The 17244-nt window shown below is 64.4% G+C and carries 15 protein-coding genes and 3 pseudogenes; 9 read left to right on the plus strand and 9 right to left on the minus strand.

Annotated elements, in window-relative coordinates; all coding sequences use genetic code 11:
- Position 1: 1 nt before the first annotated feature.
- A complete protein-coding gene (locus ACVWW3_RS11970) occupies positions 2-937 on the minus strand; it encodes a tetratricopeptide repeat protein (RefSeq protein ID WP_456649931.1) in 936 nt (311 codons plus the stop codon).
- Between the two features lie 103 nt (positions 938-1040).
- Here ACVWW3_RS11970 and ACVWW3_RS11975 point away from each other — a divergent pair, with 103 nt between their 5' ends.
- Positions 1041-1316 (plus strand): GNAT family N-acetyltransferase, encoded by a 276-nt coding sequence (locus tag ACVWW3_RS11975; protein ID WP_354106487.1) that lies wholly within the window; start codon positions 1041-1043, stop codon positions 1314-1316.
- 54 nt (positions 1317-1370) lie between these two features.
- Here the strand turns inward: ACVWW3_RS11975 and ACVWW3_RS11980 are convergent, their stop codons facing one another.
- Entirely contained in the window at positions 1371-1772 is a 402-nt protein-coding gene (locus ACVWW3_RS11980) for a DUF3597 domain-containing protein (protein ID WP_247349138.1), read from the minus strand.
- A 331-nt stretch (positions 1773-2103) separates the two neighbouring features.
- On the opposite strand from ACVWW3_RS11980, the gene ACVWW3_RS11985 reads away from it, so the two are divergent.
- Together ACVWW3_RS11985 and ACVWW3_RS11990 are read left to right on the plus strand one after the other, a co-directional pair.
- Positions 2104-3012: a DUF2189 domain-containing protein gene (locus ACVWW3_RS11985; RefSeq protein ID WP_247349139.1), complete on the plus strand. Its 909-nt coding sequence runs from the start codon at positions 2104-2106 to the stop codon at positions 3010-3012.
- Positions 3013-3155: 143 nt separating this feature from the next.
- The gene (locus ACVWW3_RS11990; protein WP_247446624.1) at positions 3156-3980 is read left to right on the plus strand and encodes a lytic murein transglycosylase; all 825 of its coding nucleotides are present in this window, start codon (positions 3156-3158) and stop codon (positions 3978-3980) included.
- 72 nt (positions 3981-4052) lie between these two features.
- On the opposite strand, the gene ACVWW3_RS11995 is transcribed toward ACVWW3_RS11990, so the two are convergent.
- Positions 4053-4379 carry a hypothetical protein gene (locus ACVWW3_RS11995; RefSeq protein WP_247349142.1) on the minus strand — a complete coding sequence of 109 codons (327 nt, stop codon included), beginning with the start codon at positions 4377-4379 and terminating at the stop codon, positions 4053-4055.
- A 649-nt stretch (positions 4380-5028) separates the two neighbouring features.
- Here ACVWW3_RS11995 and ACVWW3_RS12000 point away from each other — a divergent pair.
- The 5 genes and pseudogenes from ACVWW3_RS12000 (at position 5029) to ACVWW3_RS12020 (ending at position 9766) form a co-directional block, all read left to right on the plus strand.
- Positions 5029-5181, plus strand: a complete 153-nt coding sequence (locus ACVWW3_RS12000) for a DUF1127 domain-containing protein (RefSeq protein ID WP_247349143.1) — start codon at positions 5029-5031, stop codon at positions 5179-5181.
- A gap of 126 nt (positions 5182-5307) precedes the next feature.
- Complete coding sequence (gene trmFO, locus ACVWW3_RS12005) at positions 5308-6735, plus strand: methylenetetrahydrofolate--tRNA-(uracil(54)-C(5))-methyltransferase (FADH(2)-oxidizing) TrmFO (protein ID WP_456649930.1); 1428 nt, start codon at positions 5308-5310, stop codon at positions 6733-6735.
- Positions 6736-6742: 7 nt separating this feature from the next.
- Positions 6743-7838: pseudogene (locus tag ACVWW3_RS12010) on the plus strand (serine/threonine protein kinase).
- 107 nt (positions 7839-7945) lie between these two features.
- Positions 7946-8497 carry a CAP domain-containing protein gene (locus ACVWW3_RS12015; RefSeq protein WP_354047917.1) on the plus strand — a complete coding sequence of 184 codons (552 nt, stop codon included), beginning with the start codon at positions 7946-7948 and terminating at the stop codon, positions 8495-8497.
- 90 nt (positions 8498-8587) lie between these two features.
- On the plus strand, positions 8588-9766 hold the full coding sequence (locus tag ACVWW3_RS12020; RefSeq protein WP_456649928.1) for an aminotransferase class V-fold PLP-dependent enzyme: 1179 nt from the start codon (positions 8588-8590) through the stop codon (positions 9764-9766).
- A gap of 69 nt (positions 9767-9835) precedes the next feature.
- Here the strand turns inward: ACVWW3_RS12020 and ACVWW3_RS12025 are convergent, their stop codons facing one another.
- Positions 9836-10297, minus strand: coding sequence for a cupin domain-containing protein (locus ACVWW3_RS12025; protein WP_247349148.1), 462 nt, complete (start codon positions 10295-10297; stop codon positions 9836-9838).
- 127 nt (positions 10298-10424) lie between these two features.
- Between ACVWW3_RS12025 and ACVWW3_RS12030 the strand changes: the two are divergent.
- Positions 10425-11975 (plus strand): annotated as a pseudogene (locus ACVWW3_RS12030) (winged helix-turn-helix domain-containing protein).
- 12 nt (positions 11976-11987) lie between these two features.
- On the opposite strand, the gene ACVWW3_RS12035 reads toward ACVWW3_RS12030, so the two are convergent.
- From ACVWW3_RS12035 to secD, 5 genes and pseudogenes are all read right to left on the minus strand, one after another.
- The gene (locus tag ACVWW3_RS12035) at positions 11988-13232 is read right to left on the minus strand and encodes a threonine ammonia-lyase (RefSeq protein WP_456649927.1); all 1245 of its coding nucleotides are present in this window, start codon (positions 13230-13232) and stop codon (positions 11988-11990) included.
- A gap of 45 nt (positions 13233-13277) precedes the next feature.
- On the minus strand, positions 13278-14141 hold the full coding sequence (locus ACVWW3_RS12040; protein WP_456649926.1) for a phytoene/squalene synthase family protein: 864 nt from the start codon (positions 14139-14141) through the stop codon (positions 13278-13280).
- Positions 14138-14521 carry an Mth938-like domain-containing protein gene (locus tag ACVWW3_RS12045; RefSeq protein ID WP_456649925.1) on the minus strand — a complete coding sequence of 128 codons (384 nt, stop codon included), beginning with the start codon at positions 14519-14521 and terminating at the stop codon, positions 14138-14140. Before ACVWW3_RS12045 ends, ACVWW3_RS12040 begins: the two co-directional genes overlap by 4 nt.
- Positions 14522-14581: 60 nt before the next feature.
- Entirely contained in the window at positions 14582-15601 is a 1020-nt protein-coding gene (gene secF, locus ACVWW3_RS12050; protein ID WP_247349153.1) for a protein translocase subunit SecF, read from the minus strand.
- Positions 15602-15611: 10 nt separating this feature from the next.
- Positions 15612-17218, minus strand: a pseudogene (secD, locus tag ACVWW3_RS12055) (protein translocase subunit SecD).
- Between the last annotated feature and the right edge of the window lie 26 nt (positions 17219-17244).

Here is a 17244-nt window from a genome sequence, read left to right on the forward strand (position 1 = left end):
GCTACAACGCCCCGAGCTTCCTCAGCTGTTCCTGCGCCGTCGGCAGGCCCGGCTTCAACTCCAGCGCCTTCCTGAAATCGGCGATCGCGCCCTGCTTGTCGCCGAGGCGCAGCTTGGCCTGTCCGCGATTGCTCCACGAGAACACGTCGGAGGGATCGTATTGCAGCGCCTTGTCGTAGTCGGAAAGGCCGCCCTTGCTGTCACCCTGATAGAGCCGGATCATGCCGCGATTGCGCCAGCCGCGCGCGTCGGTCGGCGCAACACGGATCGCCTCGCCATAGTCGGCGGCGGCACGATCGAGCTGCTCGCTGTCACGATAGACGTTGCCCCGGTCGATATAGGCAAGCAGATCGGGTGCGAGCTTGATCCGCGTGGTGTAGTCGGCGAGCGCATGCGCCATGTCGTGCTTGCGGTAATACGCCAGCGCGCGATTGGCGTAGGCCATTGCGTAATTGGGATCACGCTTGATCGCGGCGTCGAAGTCGGCGAAGGCACCATCGAGGTCACCCTTGTTGAAACGCGACTCGCCGCGATTGCTGTAGGCCAGCGCCAGCGACGGATCGAGCTTGATGGCCTGATCGTAATCGGCGATGGCGCGATCATGGTCGCGCTTGAAACTGTAGACGCGGCCGCGGTTGTTGTAGGCGCAGGCGTAGCCGGGGTCGAGCCTGACCGCCTCGTCGAGATCGGACAGCGCGGCCTCGAGCTCGCGCTTCTCGGTGAGCCCGTGGCCGCGGTTGCAATAGGCGCCGGCGAGCCGAGATCCGCTCTCGCTCTTCGTGTCGATCACGGTCGAGCAGGCCTTGACCCGTTGGTCCGGCGTGCCGGTCAATCCCACGCAGGCCTCCCAGGCCGGACCGCCTTCGGCCGAAGCCGGCACCGGCGCCGTCGAGATCAGCGCGGCGAGCAGCGCCATCAGGCTGAGCGGGACACGCATTTTCCGGATATCTCCCCTGCGGCAACCTCTCTTGGTCGCACCTTGGCAAGGGCCGGTTCAGGCGCCTAGATCAGAGGCAAGCAGCATGTCGGAAGGATTTTGCATGGCGTCATCGGTACGCGACAACAAGGACAGAAGCCGCTTCGAACTCGATGTCGGCAGCGAAATCGCCTTCGCCAATTACCGGCTGACGCCATCGGCGGTGATCATCACCCACACCGAGACGCCGCTCGCGTTGCGCGGCCGCGGCATCGCGTCCGAGCTGGTCAAGGGCACGCTGGAATTGATCCGCCGCGACGGCAACAAGGTGATCGCCGGTTGCGGCTTCGTCGTCGATTATCTCGAGAGGCATCCGGAGGATGCCGATCTCGTCGCCTGAATCGGCAAAAGGGCCCGCGAGATCGCGGGCCCTTGGCTGACGACCGAGGGTCGGTCAGTGCTTGATTTCAGGCGGCAGCTTGCCGCCATTGGCGGCGAGCTTGGACATCACCTGCTTGTGCAGCCAGACGTTCATGCTCGCGGAATCATTGGTGTCGCCGCTGTAGCCGAGCTCCTTGGCGAGGTCCTTGCGCGCAGCGAGGCTGGAATCGATATCGAGCGCCTTCATCAGGTCGACGATCGAGGTGCGCCATTCCAGCTTCTCGCCCTTGTGCGCGGCGACCGCCGCATCGACGATCGAAGCGACGTCCACTGTCGCCCCGGGCGAGGCAGCAGGCGCCGATCCGCCAGGCGCGGCGCTAGCGGGCGCGGTGCCCGACGGTGCGCTGCCTGCGGGCGCGGCGGAAGCATGACTGCTGCCGAAGATCGCGCCCATGATTTTCCCGAAAATGCTCATGTCTGCTCCCCGAAAAGGATCCGTTGGAAGGGCCTTGAGTGGCACTTATAGACCAAGTTACGTCGTTGCGCCCGCGAAGTTCGGCGAACCAACACGCAGCATCAGCTTATCTGCGGCGAAATGACGACCGTATGACATTGTCGAGGTTGCACTGCGACATCGAATCTCACCCAAGCGTGAGGGACAGGACTCGCAAATGGGCGTAGCCTTGACGTTCAGCTCGCGGTGCCATCCGGAATTCGCGTCTGGTCGGGATCGCGAAACTCAGAGAAGAGCGGCCGCTTGCGCCGTTTGCCGGCGCCGGATTCGGCTGCCTAAGGAGCAAGCGACCATGGCCACACTTTACCGGGGCAATGTCCCCACCATGGCCCAGCCCGCGGAAGCGGCTGGACCGGCGATCCGAACCATCCAACTCTCCGATCTGCACGATGCGCTCAAGCGCGGCTGGGAAGATTTCAAGGCGGTCCCGAGCCACGCCATCATCCTCTGCGTGATCTATCCTGTGCTGGGCCTCGTGCTCGCCCGCGTGGTGATGGGTTATTCGGTGCTGCCGCTGTTGTTCCCGCTGGCCGCGGGCTTCGCCCTGATCGGCCCGTTCGCCGCGCTCGGTCTCTACGAGCTCTCCAGCCGGCGCGAACGCTATGAGGAGGCCAGCGCCTGGGACGCCATGGAGGTGCTGCGTTCGCCCTCCTTCGGCGCCATGCTCGGTCTCGGCGCGCTGCTGCTCGCCCTGTTCGTGACCTGGGTTGCGACCGCGCAGGCGATCTACGTCGCGGCGTTCGGCTATGAAGGCGCATCCGGGATCTCGGATTTTCTGACGCGTGTTCTTACGAGCCCGCAAGGCTGGTGGCTGATCGTGGTCGGCTGCGGCACCGGCTTCCTGTTCGCGCTTGCCGCGCTCTGCATCAGCGCCGTGTCGTTCCCGTTGATGCTCGACCGCCATGCCGGCGCGTTCGAGGCGATGGTGACGTCGCTGCGCGTGGTCGCGAAGAACCCGGTGCCGATGGCGGCCTGGGGCCTGATCGTGGCGGTCCTGCTGGCGCTGGGCACTATTCCAGCCTTCCTCGGCCTTGCCGTGGTGATCCCCCTGCTCGGCCATGCCACGTGGCATCTCTACCGGAAGGTGATCGTGTCGGATCCGGGCGCGCGTCCGGCGCCGCCTCCGCCGCATCGTCCGCGCAAGCCGGCCGCCGACTTCCCCGCCAACCTCTTCCCCTGGCGCAATCGGACCGACGCCTGACGATGTCGTGACATGCGATCCTGCCCCGGTCCGGGCAGGATCGCACACTGTCATACGCCTTGGTCATACGCCTTGCTTTGGCCGCGGTTACCACCGAAATTGTGCCCGCCGGTCAGATCACTTCACGGAATTAATTGACTCGAATGACCCCGACGATTTCTCGTCTCGCCCTCGCAGCCTTCCTCATCTCCGCGTCAATCCTATCCGCCCAGCCAGCGCTCGCCGCTGTTGCCTGCGGCTCTGGCAATTTCGACGCCTGGCTTGCGGACTTCAAAACCGACGCCGCGGCCAAAGGCGTCTCGCAACAGGCCATTTCCGCCGGCCTCACCGGCGTGACGCTCGATCAGAGCGTGCTCAACCGCGACCGCTCGCAAAAGGTCTTCACCCAGACCTTCGAGGAGTTTTCCGGCCGCATGGTGCCGCCGCGCATGACGCGCGGCTCCAACATGATGAAGCAATACGGCTCGGTGCTGTCGCGCATCGAGCAGACCTACGGCGTGCCCGGCGAGGTGCTGGTCGCGATCTGGGGTCTCGAGACCGATTTCGGCGTCAACACCGGCAAGTTCGCGACCATCCGCTCACTGGCGACGCTGGCCTATGACTGCCGGCGCGCCGAGCAGTTTCGCGCCGAGCTGCTGGATGCGCTGCGCATCGTCCAGCGCGGCGACCTGGCACCGGCCGACATGAAGGGCGCCTGGGCCGGCGAGCTCGGCCAGACCCAGTTCATGCCGTCCTCCTGGATGAAATATGCCGTCGATTTCGACGGCAACGGCAAGCGCGATCTCCTGCACAACGCCCCCGACGTGCTCGCCTCCACCGCGAACTATCTCGCTGGTTATGGCTGGCAGCGCGGCAAGGACTGGCAGCCTGGCGCCCCGAATTTTGCGGTGCTCCAGCAGTGGAATAAGAGCGAGGTCTATTCCAAGACCGTCGCCCATTTCGCCACCCAGCTGGCACGCGCCCCTTAAATGTTTGCTGGCCAAAAGCGTAGGGCCGATCGCCCGGCGACCGGCCCTCTCCTGGTGCGTTTTCGAAGTTTCTTATTTGCCCATGGTGGCGTGCATCGCCTTGTTCAGATGGGCGCCGCACGCACCCATTTTGCTGTTGAGCAGCGAGTCCTGCGCGGCCGCGATCTCCTTCTGCGCGACCATCTTGCCGTCGCCATCGGGCATGGCCTCGATCGCGGTCTCGGTCTTCTCCAGATTGGCCGAGCTGCAGCCGCCCATGGCGTGCTTGGCGGCCTGGGCCGGCGCGACGGCGAATGCGACGGCGGCGATTGCGATAACCCCGAGTAACTTCGTCATGATGTTACTTTCCTTCTCTTGTTCTTGGCACAGCCCCAGCGACATTGCCGGAATCTGCGACATGACTTTCCTCCGGGCGCGGCAACATGACGCAATAAATTCCTCGCGAGAATTGCGTGATGTTGCGCACCACGCAGAGCCGCATGCGAAACTTCTGATTTTCATTACACCCTCGTAATGAAGGCCACACGTTCAGCGTGTGTGCATTGCACCATGGGAGCGGTTGGAGCTGTGAACCGAGGCTGGATTGGATCGTCTGCCTTGCAGCCGCCCGTCACGTCGATCCGCCAAGCTCGGAACCAAGCGAATCGCTAACCCCGCGCCCGTCGAAACGTGGCCGCTCGCGGCTAAAATTGAATTTCAATTCATTTTTATTCTTTTGCTCTCATGCGGTTCGCGCATGCGAGACTTGGGTGCAAGAGCTAGACAATCGCCTTGTAAACGAATGGAACGAACCTTATTTCGTCTCCAATTGGAACCTGGATATCCACAGTAACTCCGTGAATTCACGGCCATTTATAGCGCGCACGCCCCCGTTGCGCCTACCCTTTGGGCGGCAGTGCCTCCGGGTTAATCGTCCGTTACCAGAGCCATGCACATATCGCTTAGCTGCATCGCAACATCGGAACTTTTGCACTGCACCACTCTCACTTATATTCATTTCAACGATGACGCCCGGGCAAGGGCTGAATCAAACTACAGGAGACTACCAATGCTGCTCTCGCTCATCCGCATGATCCAGGCTTTCCGGGACTATCAGCGCAATGTTGCCGAGCTGTCCCAGCTCAGCGATCGCGAATTGGCCGATATCGGCCTCGATCGCTCGGACATCGCGCGCGTTGCCGCCGGTCAGTATCAGGGCTGATATCGTTCAGCCCTTCACCGGACAAACCGATAGCGCCCGCCTCGTGCGGGCGTTGTCGCATCCAGTGGCAGAAAACTCGATCTCGGCGATTCCACTCGTCGCCGAAAAGCGCTACCTGTCCGCCCCATGACAGGACCCCAATCCAATTCCGTGCACGTCATCGGCGCAGGCCTTGCCGGCTCCGAAGCCGCCTGGCAGGTGGCCAAATCCGGCGTGCCCGTGGTGCTGCACGAGATGCGGCCGACCCGCATGACCGAGGCACACCGCACCGACGGGCTTGCGGAGCTCGTCTGCTCCAACTCGTTCCGCTCGGATGATGCCGCCAACAACGCCGTCGGCCTGCTGCATGCCGAGATGCGCCGCCTCGACTCGCTGATCATGCGTGCGGCCGACGCCAACCAGGTGCCCGCCGGCGGTGCGCTGGCGGTCGATCGCGACGGCTTCTCCGCGGCCGTCACCAAGGCGCTCAACGACCACCCCCTGATCGAGATCGCCCGCGACGAGGTTGCAGGCCTGCCGCCGGCCGAGTGGAGCAACGTCATCGTTGCGACTGGTCCCCTCACCTCGGCGCCGCTGGCCGACGCCATCCGCGAGCTGACCGACGAGAACGCGCTCGCCTTCTTCGACGCGATCGCGCCGATCGTGCACCGCGAATCCATCGACATGTCGGCAGCATGGTTCCAGTCGCGCTACGACAAGGTCGGTCCCGGCGGCACCGGTGCCGACTACATCAACTGCCCGATGACCAAGGAGCAGTATGACGGCTTCGTCGCCGCGCTGGTCGCCGGCGAGAAGACCGAGTTCAAGGAATGGGAAACCAACACGCCCTATTTCGACGGCTGCCTGCCGATCGAGGTGATGGCGGAACGCGGCCCCGAAACCTTGCGCCACGGGCCGATGAAGCCGGTCGGTCTCACCAATCCGCACGATCCCACCACCAAAGCCTACGCAATCGTGCAGCTGCGCCAGGACAACAAGCTCGGCACGCTCTACAACATCGTCGGCTTTCAGACGAAGCTGAAATACGGGGAGCAGCAGCGCATCTTCCGCACCATTCCGGGGCTGGAAAAGGCCGAATTCGCCCGCCTCGGCGGCCTGCATCGCAACACCTTCCTCAACTCGCCAAAGCTGCTCGACGGCCAGTTGCGCCTGCGCGCACAGCCGCGGCTGCGTTTTGCCGGTCAGATGACGGGCTGCGAGGGCTATGTGGAATCCGCCAGCGTCGGCCTGATCGCCGGCCTCTATGCGGCCGCGGATGCGCGCGGCGAGACACTTGCGAGCCCGCCGGGCACCACCGCGCTTGGATCCCTGCTCGGCCACATCACGGGCGGCCATATCGAGACCATCGAGCCCGGCACGCGCTCGTTCCAGCCGATGAACATCAATTTCGGCCTATTCCCCCCGCTCGCCAGCGCACCGACGAAGAAGCCAGACGGAAGCCGGCTGCGCGGGAACGAAAAGACCGTGGCCAAGAAGCAGGCGATGAGCGCGCTGGCGCTCGCCGATCTCGATCGCTGGATCGCCGATCACCTGCGCATTGCCGCTGCGGCGTGAGTTTTGGATGAAACTTCCCAAAGACGACGCCGCAACACTCTCGGCGCGCTGGACCGAGGGCGTCCTGCTCAAGCGCGACGTGTTCTCGACCGTCGAGCGCGGGCGCTTCCGTGGCGATAACAGTGAAGTCGACGCGGTGCTGCGCCGGCTGGATGAAGTACCGTGGTGGTCGTTCTTGCTGGCGCGCCATCTGTTCGCCCGAGAGAAGCATGCGCTGGTGCTCGCCAAGGGGCTGAACGTCGGGCCCGAGCTATTGTGGGCCGGACGCCGCGCGCTGGCGCGCAGCTTCGTCGACGGCGTTGCGCTGCATCTGGCCAAACCGCACGGCGACCTCGCCTATTTCCGCTCGGCCAAAGCAGCGCTGCGCCGGCTGCGCCGCGCCGGCATCTGCCACAACGACCTTGCCAAGGAACAGAACTGGCTGGTCGGCCGCGACGGGCTTGCCTACGTGACCGACTTCCAGCTTGCGGCCTGCTTCAACCGACGCGGCCGGCTCTATCGCGTCCTGGCCTATGAAGACCTGCGGCATCTGCTCAATGCACAAGCGCTCCTATGCACCTGACGCGCTGACGCCGCGGGAGCGAAAAATCCTGGCGAAGAAGTCGTTCGCCGCCAGCCTCTGGCTCGCCACCGGCAAGAAGGTCTATCGGGCAATCACACGCGGCCTCTTCAACTTCACCGACCGCGAAGGCGGCGGCCGCCGGCTCGTCAACGATGCGCCGCTGCTGGCAGAGCTGATCCGCAAGAATCCCGCCGTGCGCGACACCGCCATCGTCGCCTTTGCCGACCGCCGCTCCGGTGTCGGGCTCTATGCCTTCGTTGAAGCTGATCAGTCCAACCTTGAAGGCCAATTGCGGGACGAGCTCGCCGCGGCCAAGGGTCCAAAGCCGCCGGAACACATCCAAATCGTGCACGCACTGCCCCGCGATGCCGGCGGCAAGCCGCGCACCGAGATCCTGCAACTGGTCGCCATGAACCAGCTCGACCTGATCGAGCCGATGATGAAGAACGACCAGGACCGCGCTTTCCTCAAGGACATCCTGGAGCAGCGCAAGAACCTGCGCGATCGCTTCAATTTCGAGGCGGACCTGCCGGCGGGCTAGCACAGTGGACCCGCCTTGAAGCGCCCACATTGGCGATAGAGAAGCGATCGGAGAATTTGGGCTTTGCGGGAGGGGCTGACGGGGTCATGGGTACTCGGGGAACGATGATGCATCGTGTGGTTGGCAGCCTGATCGCTGGCCTTCTGCTGCTCGCCACCACGCCCGCAATGGCCGAATCCCCAACCGATCAAATCTCGAGCTTCCGCCTCAAGCATGGTGAGGTCCGCGTCGTGCGGGATTCGACCCTCGACCGCATCGCCATGGACCAGGCGCGCGCGATGGCGGCGAAAGACGACCTCAGTCACGACGCCCTCGGTCCGTTCAATCGCCGCGTCGCGCCGGCCGGCGCAGGCCGCGCCGCCGAGAACATCGCCTACGGCTACGACAATTTCGAGAAGACGCTGGGCCAGTGGATCGACTCGTCCGGACACCGCAAGAACCTGCTGCTGCACAACGCCTCCCGCGTCGGAATCGCGAACGCGAAAACCGCCAGCGGCAAGCGCACCTATTGGGCGATGGTGATCGCCGGCGACTACGAGCCGAAGGGCAAACGCAAGAAGGACAAGGAGCCGCTGGTCGCCGTGAAACGTGAGGCCGCTCCTGCAAGCAAGCCCAAATCCGGCGGCTGTCACATCAAGCTGCTCGGGCTCTGTATCTGAGGCGAACTCAGGCATTGCCGGCGGCCATCTTGCTCGCACTCCTCCACGCGCCTAATTCATGCATTGAGATCGCGAGAAGCGGAGGCGCAATTGATCGACATCGAGCGAATACGTGCCGATACGCCAGCTACCTCCCGGCTTGCGTACCTTCACAACGCAGGGGCGGCTCTCATGCCGGCTCCCGTTGTGGAGGCCATGAAGCGGCATATCGATCTGGAGAGCGAGATCGGAGGTTACGCTGCGGCCGACCGGGCGTTCGATCGGCTGGAAGCGGTCTACGGCTCGGTCGCGCGCCTGCTGAATGCCGCGCCGGATGAGATCGCGCTCATGGAGAACGCGACGGTGGCCTGGCAGATGGCGTTCTACGCATTTCGGTTTCGCGAGGGCGACCGGATCCTGACCGCCGAGGCGGAATACGCTGCCAATTATGTCGCCTTTCTTCAGGTCGCCAAGCGTACAGGCGCCGTCATCGAAGTCGTGCCGAGCGACGCCAGCGGCGAGCTCGACGTCCACGCGCTCGAACGCATGATCGACGAGCGCGTGAAACTGATTGCGATCACCTGGGTTCCGACCAATGGCGGACTGGTCAATCCGGCTGCAGCCGTCGGCAAAACCGCGCGAGCGCGAGGCATTCCCTATCTGCTCGACGCCTGCCAGGCCGTCGGACAGATGGCGGTCGATGTCGAGGCCATCGGCTGTGACATGTTGTCGGCGACCGGCCGCAAATTCCTGCGCGGCCCGCGCGGCACCGGCTTTCTCTACGCCCGCCGGGAGATGCTGCAACAGCTCGAACCGACGATGATTGACCACTTCGCCGCGCCCTGGGTCTCCCGGGACGCTTACCGGCTGCGTGACGATGCGCGCCGGTTCGAGACCTGGGAGAACAATTACGCGGCGCGTCTGGGACTGGGCGCGTCTGTCGATTATGCCCTCGACATCGGAATAGGCCCCATCGAGCAGCGCTGCCGCGTGCTGTCGGACCGTCTCCGGGGCGGCCTCGCGTCCGTTCGCGGCATCAGAATTCGCGACCTCGGACGCGCTCCGGGAGCCATCGTCAGCTTCACGATGGAAGGGTACGAGGCGGAAGCGGTCGTCAGTGATGCGGCCGCAGCCGGCATCACGATCGGTGCCTCAGATCCGTCGAGCACGCGCATCGATGCCGAAATTCGTTCGCTGCCGCCGGTGGTGCGGGCATCCCCGCATTACTACAACACGGAAGCCGAGATCGATCGGCTGATCGCCCATTTGGCGGGTTTGGTGCCGCGATAGCAAGGCGCAAGAACCTGCGCGACCGAATCGAGTTCGAAGCCGATCCGCCGTCGCCCCAGCACATGGCCTTCAACCTTTCGTTGTCAGCGCCGACAGCTGATCGGTGTCGAAGCGGGCGCGCAATTCACTGATGGCTTTCGCGTCCGGGGCTCCGTTTGCGGTCAGCTTGGCCAATTCTTCGAAGTAGCGTTCGTGTCCCGGTGGAGAGACCGTCATGAGCACGCGCGCGGGCTTCTCGCTGACGTTGGTGATGTTGTGCGGGACGCCGGGCGGGATGAAGAGATAGGTCCCCGGTGCCGCTCGGACGACTTCGTCACCGACATGCCATTCGCACTCGCCCTCCAGCATGTAGAAGGTCTCTTCCTGCACGCGATGAACGTGCCGGCCTGTGGCGAACCCCGCCGGTATCGTCCAGTCGAACATGCTGGTGTGCTTTGTATGTTCGCCGGTTACCAGGAAGGCCATCGGTTGACCGCGCAGCATGATTCCCTTGGTCTCGCCGGGCCTGCGGATGAGCGGTTTGGCGTTCATGTGACCCTCCATGGCTTGGTGCGGCTCTGCCTGAAAACTGCGCCATTGTGATCCAGCGGCTCCTGAAAGTGGTGAAGCCGTTCGGAAAACATTGCAAAAAACCTCCGAAATGTGCCCTTCTTTGGCAATGGCCATGATCCTTGAATTTGGTCCATTCCGTCTGGACGCCGATGCAAGAATCCTTTTCCACGGTGCCGAGCCGACCCCCTCGGCCAGCGAGCCGTCCTGCTCTTGGCCCTGCTCGTGCGACGGGCCGGCGCGCCGGTGTCCAAGGAAGACTTGATCGAGGCGGCGTGGCCCGCCCAGGCAATCGAGGACAGTAATTTAACCGTCCAAATCGCTGCTGTGCGGCGCATTTTGGCGGATATCTCTGGAGAGGCCCGCTGGATCGAGACCCTGCCGCGGCACGGCTATCGCTATGTGGGTCCCTCCGTTGCGACGTCCCAGCGGGATCACGCATCCGCCGCATCCGCAGCGCCATCGCTGATGTTGCCTGATAGGCCGTCAATCGCGGTCTTGCCCTTCGCGAACCTGAGCGGTGATGCAGAGCAGGACTACTTTGCCGACGGGATGGTCGACGACATCATCACCGGACTGTCGCGCATCAACTGGCTGTTCGTGATCGCGCGGAATTCGACGTTCATTTACAAGGGCCGTGCGGTGGACTTGAAACAGGTCGGCCGCGAGCTTGGCGTCCGGTATGTGCTGGAAGGCAGCGTCCGGAAGACCGGCACAACGGTCCGTATCACAGGCCAGTTGATCGATACGTCGACCGGCGGGCATGTGTGGGCCGAGCGCTACGACCGCCGGTCCGAGGACGTTTTCGCCCTCCAGGATGACATCGCCCTATCGGTCGTCGGCGCCATTGCGCCGAGCCTGCGGCGCGCAGAATTCAACAGGGTCAAGCGCCAACGGCCCGACAGCCTCGATGCTTATGATCTTGTCCTGCGGGCCCAGCCGGATGTCGATTCCGGAATGCCTGAACAGGTCACGCAGGCCCTTGTGCTGCTCGCGCGTTCGATCGCGCTGGAGCCTACTTATGCGCTAGCGCACGGCAATGCCGCAATGTGCCACCATTGCCTGTTCCTTCGAGCCGGTTTGCAGGAGGTCAATCGGGTCGCGTCGATCCATCATGCTCGGTCGGCCCTGATCTACGGACAGGATGACGCGCTTGCTCTCACCCTTGCGGCTTTTTCGATCGGCATGGATGGGCACGAACGTTCCGCAGCATTCACTGCACTCGACGCCGCACTCGCCATCAGCCCATCATCGGCGCTGACCTACATCCTCGGCAGCGTCATGCTCGGTTGGGGCGGCGAAGCCGACCGCGCCATCGAGTGGAGCGAAAGCGGCGTGCGGCTCAGTCCGTTCGATCCCTGGGCTTTTGCTGCGTTCGACGCGCAGGCCATGGGTCACTTCCACCGCGGTCGATATGAAGAAGCCTGTCGTGCGGCCTACCGGTCGGTTCAGGCCAATCCTCGATAGCATTACCTATGTGCAATTGGCCGCGGCGCTCGCAAAGCTCGGACGTCTGGAAGAAGCGAAGGCGGCGGCCGCCCGGGTGCTCGAGTTGCATCCGACGTTCCGCTACAGTCGGCAGTTCTCAGGCGTCAACTGTTCCCCGGCGCTTGCGTCGTCCCTTGGCGGGGCGCTTCGTGCCGCCGGCCTGCCGGAATGACGGTCGCGCCAATCACGTGCAGCGCGCACTCAATCCGGATGCGCCAAGCTTGGCCATGACCTCGTCGAGATGGGCGCTGTCGCGGGTCTCGATGACGAGTTGCAGCAGCGTCGCCTTCGCCGGCAGGTCCGAGAACGTGCGCTGGTGCGAGACTTCGATGATGTTGGCGCCGGCCTCGGCCAGCAGTGCCGCGACCGCAGCCAGTTGACCGGGCCTGTCGGGGATGTCGAGCGACAACTGGGTCAGCCGCCCCTCGCGCGCCAACTCGCGGGTAAGCACCGACGCGATCAGCCGTGTGTCGATATTGCCGCCGCTCAGCACCAGCCCGACCTTCTGGCCGGCAAAGCGGGAGGGATCGGACATCAGCGCAGCGAGGCCAGCGGCGCCGGCGCCCTCGACGACCGTCTTCTCGATCGAGATCAGGGTGGCGACCGCACGCTCGAGTTCGGCTTCGTTGACCAGCGCAATGTCGTCGACGAGGCGGCGGACGATTTCGGTCGTGATCTTGCCAGGCGATTTCACCGCGATGCCTTCGGCGAGCGTGTCGCCGCGCGCCGGCAGATTGCCGTCATGGATGGCGTTGTACATCGAGGGATAGAGCCAGGCCTCGACGCCGAGGATCCGCAGCGATGGCTTGATCGATTTCGTGGCAATGCCGATCCCGCTGATCAGGCCGCCGCCGCCGATCGGAACGACCAGCGTGTCAAGCTCCGGTACCGCCTTCATCATCTCCAGCCCGACCGTGCCCTGCCCCGCGATGACAAGCGGATCGTCGTAAGGATGGACGAAGATCATGCCGCGAGCTTCGCCGTGGCTGCGTGCATACGCGGCGGATTCCTCCAGCGTCGCGCCCGTGACCACCAGCTCGGCGCCGTGGTGCTTGGTGTTCTCGACCTTCACCATGGGCGTGCCGACCGGCATGACGATGGTGGCGGGAATGCCGAGCCGCCTGGCGTGATAGGCAACGCCCTGCGCGTGGTTACCAGCCGACATCGCGACGACGCCGCGCGCGCGCTCCTCCGGTGTCAGCGCAGCGAGGCGGTTGAGCGCGCCGCGCTCCTTGAACGAGGAGGTGAACTGGAGGTTCTCGAATTTCAGCCAGATGTCGCAGCCGCAGATGTTGCTCAGCGTGCGGCTGTAGCTACAGGGCGTCTCGACGACGGCGCCGCGGATGGTCTTGGCGGCGGCATGAATATCATCGGGCGCGACCGGAAGGCCGCTGAGATCAGAGGACACGCTTTGGGACAATTCAGCCATGGGACAGCATAGAGCATTTGGCAAAATGAGGCGATAAGCCAGCTTCTATTTGGTAAATTCCCGCGATCGTGAAGCCCGCCACAGCGTCCACAGCGTGCGCAGCCGCGACGACTGCTGCGGCGTAAACGGATTACGCGCGGGCTGCGACAGGCGCTCGAGGTCGGCCCGCACCTGGCTCAGCGGCAGAAATGCCGGCCGTGCCGACGGCGGCACCTCCGCCAACAGCGACAAGGCCGTGGTCAAATGCTGCCCGGCCTCGCCCGCGAGTTGGTTCAGGACGGCGCGCAAATTCGGCGTCTCCTTGCCGGCGAACACATCCTCCATGTTGCAGCCATGGCTCGCCAGAACCTGCTGCGGCAAGAACAATCGCCGGTGCGCCGCATCGCGCGGCAAGTTCGCGATGACCTGAGCGATGCCCTGGGCCAGCCCGGCATGCCGCGCGAGATGCTCCGCTGCGTCCAAAGGTGACGCCATGATCCGTGCCGCGAGGGCAAACAGCGCCGAGCAAGTCGCGGCCAGATAGCCTTCGAGCGCCGTCATGGTCGGCATCGGATCGTTGTAGAGGTCGAACTGGTGCTCGTCGGCGAGCAGCGACAGCGCCTCGACCGGCAGGTCGAAATCGCGGATCGCGCGGAGCAGTTCCGCCGCCACCGGATTGCCCTCGGCGCTGCCGTGGACCTGGCCCGAAAGCATGTCGGTCCACCATTGCAGGCGGATTTCGCCCGGCAAGGGCTGGCTCACCTGATCGCGAACGCGGACGATCTCGACATTGAAGGCATAGAGCGCCAGCAGCGCGCGGCGCTCGGGGGCAGGCGCGAACAGGGTCGCGGCATAACGGGAAAAGTCGTGGCTGCGCACGAGGTCAGCGCAGAAGACAGCGGAATCCGGCGGCGGCGCGGAACTGCTCATGGCACGGCGATCAGCGCGGCCGCGACGCGGCGCCGTTCGCCCATCATGATGTTGTAGGTGCGCACGGCAGGTCCGGTCTGCATCGTGTCCAGCACCACCCTCACCGCTTTCAGCGCCTGGCGCAGCTCCGGCGGCGGCAGCCAGACACCGGTTCCCGTCCCGATCAGAAGCGTGTCGATACTATTGGCGGAGATGAACACCCGCTCCAGCGAATAGCGGTCGATCCGCGCCGGGTCGGTCACGTTCCAGGCCCAGATCGCGTCAGGCAGGCAGAGCAGCGAGCCCCGATGCGACATCCCGGCAAAGGCGAAGCCGCCCTTGCCATAGGCTTCGATCGGCGCCGAGCGCGGGAAATGCGGTGCGTTGGAATCGCCGGCCATGAGCTTCGTCCGAATAGGCTTATCGCCCTCGCAAACGCCTGCGAGTGCATGCGGTTCGGATCATGCCTTGTTTTTCTTCGCCGGCGCAGCCGTATCGCGCGCATCTTCGCGATGCTCGCCGACGCCGAGATAGATCAGGATCGGCGCCGCGATGAAGATCGAGGTGTAGGTGCCGACCAGCACCACGCCGAACATCATCACCGCGGTGAAGCTGTGGATGGCATGACCGCCGAACAGGAGCAGGGCCAGCAGCGCCAGCGTCACCGTGAAGTGGGTGATGATCGAGCGCGACAGCGTCGAGTTAATGGACTCGTTGAGGAGCTGCGGCATCGGCATCTTCTTGTAGCGCCGCAGCATTTCACGGATGCGGTCGTAGATGACGACGGTGTCGTTCAGCGAATAGCCGAGAATGGTCAGAAGTGCCGCGATGCTGGTCAGGTCGAAATCGACCTGGCTGATCGACATGAATCCGATCGTCAGCACGATGTCGTGCACGTTGGCGATCATGGCGCCGAGCGCGAACTGCCACTCGAAGCGGAACCAGAGGTAGACCAGGATCGAGACGATCGCGAGCATCAGGCCGAGCATGCCGTAGGCCAGCAGCTCGCCGGAGACGCGCGGTCCCACCACCTCGACGCGGCGATAGTCGACGGAATCGCCGAGCGCGGAACGAACCTTCTGCACGGCCTCCTGCTGCGCGGCGTCACCGCCCGGCTGCTCCGCGACGCGGATCAGGACGTCGGCCGGACCGCCGAACTGCTGCAGCTGGACTTCGCCGAGGCGCAAACCATCCAGCGTTGTACGCATAGCCGCGATATCGGCGGTGCCGGACTTGGCCTGCACTTCGAGCAGCGTGCCGCCGCGGAAGTCGATGCCGAAATTCAGCCCGTGGGTGAAGAACAGCGTGATCGCGACGATCGACAGCGCTGCCGAGATCGGGAAGCTGATGCGGCGGAAGCGCGTGAAGTCGAAATGGGTATTGTCGGGGACGATGCGCAGCGACGGCAGCCAGCCGAACGCCGCAACCACAGTGAGAATGGCAATGAGGACGCCGAGCCCGATGAGAATGGTATGATTCACGATCAGGCTCCTAGATCGGCACGCTCTGCGGCCGCTTCCACCGCACCCACCCGGCGACGATCAGCCGGGTCAGGGTGAAGGCGGTAAACACCGTGGTGATGATGCCGATGCCGAGCGTCACGGCGAAGCCGCGCACCGGACCGGTGCCGATGTAGAACAGCACCGCGGCGGCAATGAAGGTAGTGATGTTGGAATCGAGGATGGTCGCGAGCGCCCGCTTGAAGCCGGCGTCGATCGCCGAGATCGCGTTGCGGCCGCCACGCAATTCCTCGCGGATGCGCTCGTAGATCAGCACGTTGGAATCGACCGCGATGCCGACGGTGAGCACGATGCCGGCGATTCCGGGCAGCGTCAGCGTCGCGTTGAGCAGCGACAGCAAGCCGAAGATCATGGCGACGTTGATGGCCACCGCGATGTTCGCGAACACGCCGAACAGCCGGTAGGTCAGGAGCATGAAGATGATGACCAGGATCGAACCGACATAGGCCGCAAGCTCGCCCTTCTCGATCGAGTCCTGGCCGAGGCCCGGACCGACGGTACGTTCCTCGACCACGGTGAGCGGAGCCGGCAGCGCGCCTGCACGCAACAGGATCGCGAGATCGTTGGCCGATTGCACGGTGAAGCTGCCGGAGATCTGGCCCTGGCCGCCGGTGATCGGCTCGCGGATCACAGCCGCGCGGAGATCACCTTGTTGTCGAGCACGATCGCGAAGGGCAGCCCGACGTTCTCTTGCGTGGCCTGCGAGAATTTGCGCGCGCCTGACGTATTGAACTTGAAGCTGACGACGGGTTCACTGGTGCGCTGGTCGAAGGTCGCCTGGGCGTCGGTTAGGTCGCCGCCCGCAACCAGCACCTGCTTCTTGACCACGTAGCCGGGCGGCGGCGGCGTGGCGCTCGGCAGGAACTCGGAGTCCGGCGGCAACGCGCCCTGCTGCGCTTGGTCCGGCGGCACCGAGGGATCGACCATGCGGAATTCCATCTTCGCGGTCTTGCCCAGCAATTCCTTCAGACGGGTCGGGTCCTGGAGACCGGGGACCTGCACCAGGATGCGATCGTTGCCCTGGCGCTGGATGACGGGCTCGACGGTCCCGAGCTCGTTGACGCGACGTTCGACGATCTGGATCGACTGCTCGATGGTCTTGCGCATGCGTTCGATCATCGCGGCCTGCGGGATGGCGAGCCGGATCAGGCCGCCGCCAGCATCCGTCACCTCGAGGTCGCGCTGACCGCTGGATCCGACCAGTCCGCCCAGCGGCTGGGCCAGCTCGCGCAGCTTGGCGAGCGCGGCCTGCTGGTCGGATTCCTTGGTGATCCGAACCTCGGCCGCGTCGTTGCGCACGGTGACGCCGCCGGTGAAGCCGATCTTGGCATCGCGCAGCGTCCGGCGAACGTCGTCGCGGACCTGATCGAGCCGCTCCTTCTTCACATAGTTGCCGTCGACCTCGAGCAGCAGATAGGAGCCGCCTTGAAGATCGAGGCCGAGCACGAGTCGGCGCTGCGCCCAGGCGGGCCAGGTCTTGACCTGCGCTTCGGGAAAGAAGTTCGGGACCGCGCAGAGGCACACGATCAGCGCCGTCAGGATAATCCCGAGCGCCTTCCACCGCGTGAAATACAACATCGACTGGACCTGTCAGATCAGGAGAT

This window comes from Bradyrhizobium sp. LM2.9, from assembly GCF_054056555.1.

What these genes read in the sequence shown, in the direction of transcription:
- ACVWW3_RS12015 (WP_354047917.1), top strand. Translation starts at nt 7,946, where the DNA reads ATGCATCGTGTGGTTGGCAGCCTGATCGCTGGCCTTCTGCTGCTCGCC.
- ACVWW3_RS11995 (WP_247349142.1), bottom strand. Translation starts at nt 4,379, where the DNA reads ATGTCGCAGATTCCGGCAATGTCGCTGGGGCTGTGCCAAGAACAAGAG.
- ACVWW3_RS11990 (WP_247446624.1), top strand. Translation starts at nt 3,156, where the DNA reads ATGACCCCGACGATTTCTCGTCTCGCCCTCGCAGCCTTCCTCATCTCC.
- ACVWW3_RS11980 (WP_247349138.1), bottom strand. Translation starts at nt 1,772, where the DNA reads ATGAGCATTTTCGGGAAAATCATGGGCGCGATCTTCGGCAGCAGTCAT.
- ACVWW3_RS12000 (WP_247349143.1), top strand. Translation starts at nt 5,029, where the DNA reads ATGCTGCTCTCGCTCATCCGCATGATCCAGGCTTTCCGGGACTATCAG.
- ACVWW3_RS12045 (WP_456649925.1), bottom strand. Translation starts at nt 14,521, where the DNA reads ATGGCCGGCGATTCCAACGCACCGCATTTCCCGCGCTCGGCGCCGATC.
- ACVWW3_RS12025 (WP_247349148.1), bottom strand. Translation starts at nt 10,297, where the DNA reads ATGAACGCCAAACCGCTCATCCGCAGGCCCGGCGAGACCAAGGGAATC.
- ACVWW3_RS11975 (WP_354106487.1), top strand. Translation starts at nt 1,041, where the DNA reads ATGGCGTCATCGGTACGCGACAACAAGGACAGAAGCCGCTTCGAACTC.
- ACVWW3_RS11970 (WP_456649931.1), bottom strand. Translation starts at nt 937, where the DNA reads ATGCGTGTCCCGCTCAGCCTGATGGCGCTGCTCGCCGCGCTGATCTCG.
- trmFO (WP_456649930.1), top strand. Translation starts at nt 5,308, where the DNA reads ATGACAGGACCCCAATCCAATTCCGTGCACGTCATCGGCGCAGGCCTT.
- ACVWW3_RS12040 (WP_456649926.1), bottom strand. Translation starts at nt 14,141, where the DNA reads ATGAGCAGTTCCGCGCCGCCGCCGGATTCCGCTGTCTTCTGCGCTGAC.
- ACVWW3_RS12035 (WP_456649927.1), bottom strand. Translation starts at nt 13,232, where the DNA reads ATGGCTGAATTGTCCCAAAGCGTGTCCTCTGATCTCAGCGGCCTTCCG.
- ACVWW3_RS11985 (WP_247349139.1), top strand. Translation starts at nt 2,104, where the DNA reads ATGGCCACACTTTACCGGGGCAATGTCCCCACCATGGCCCAGCCCGCG.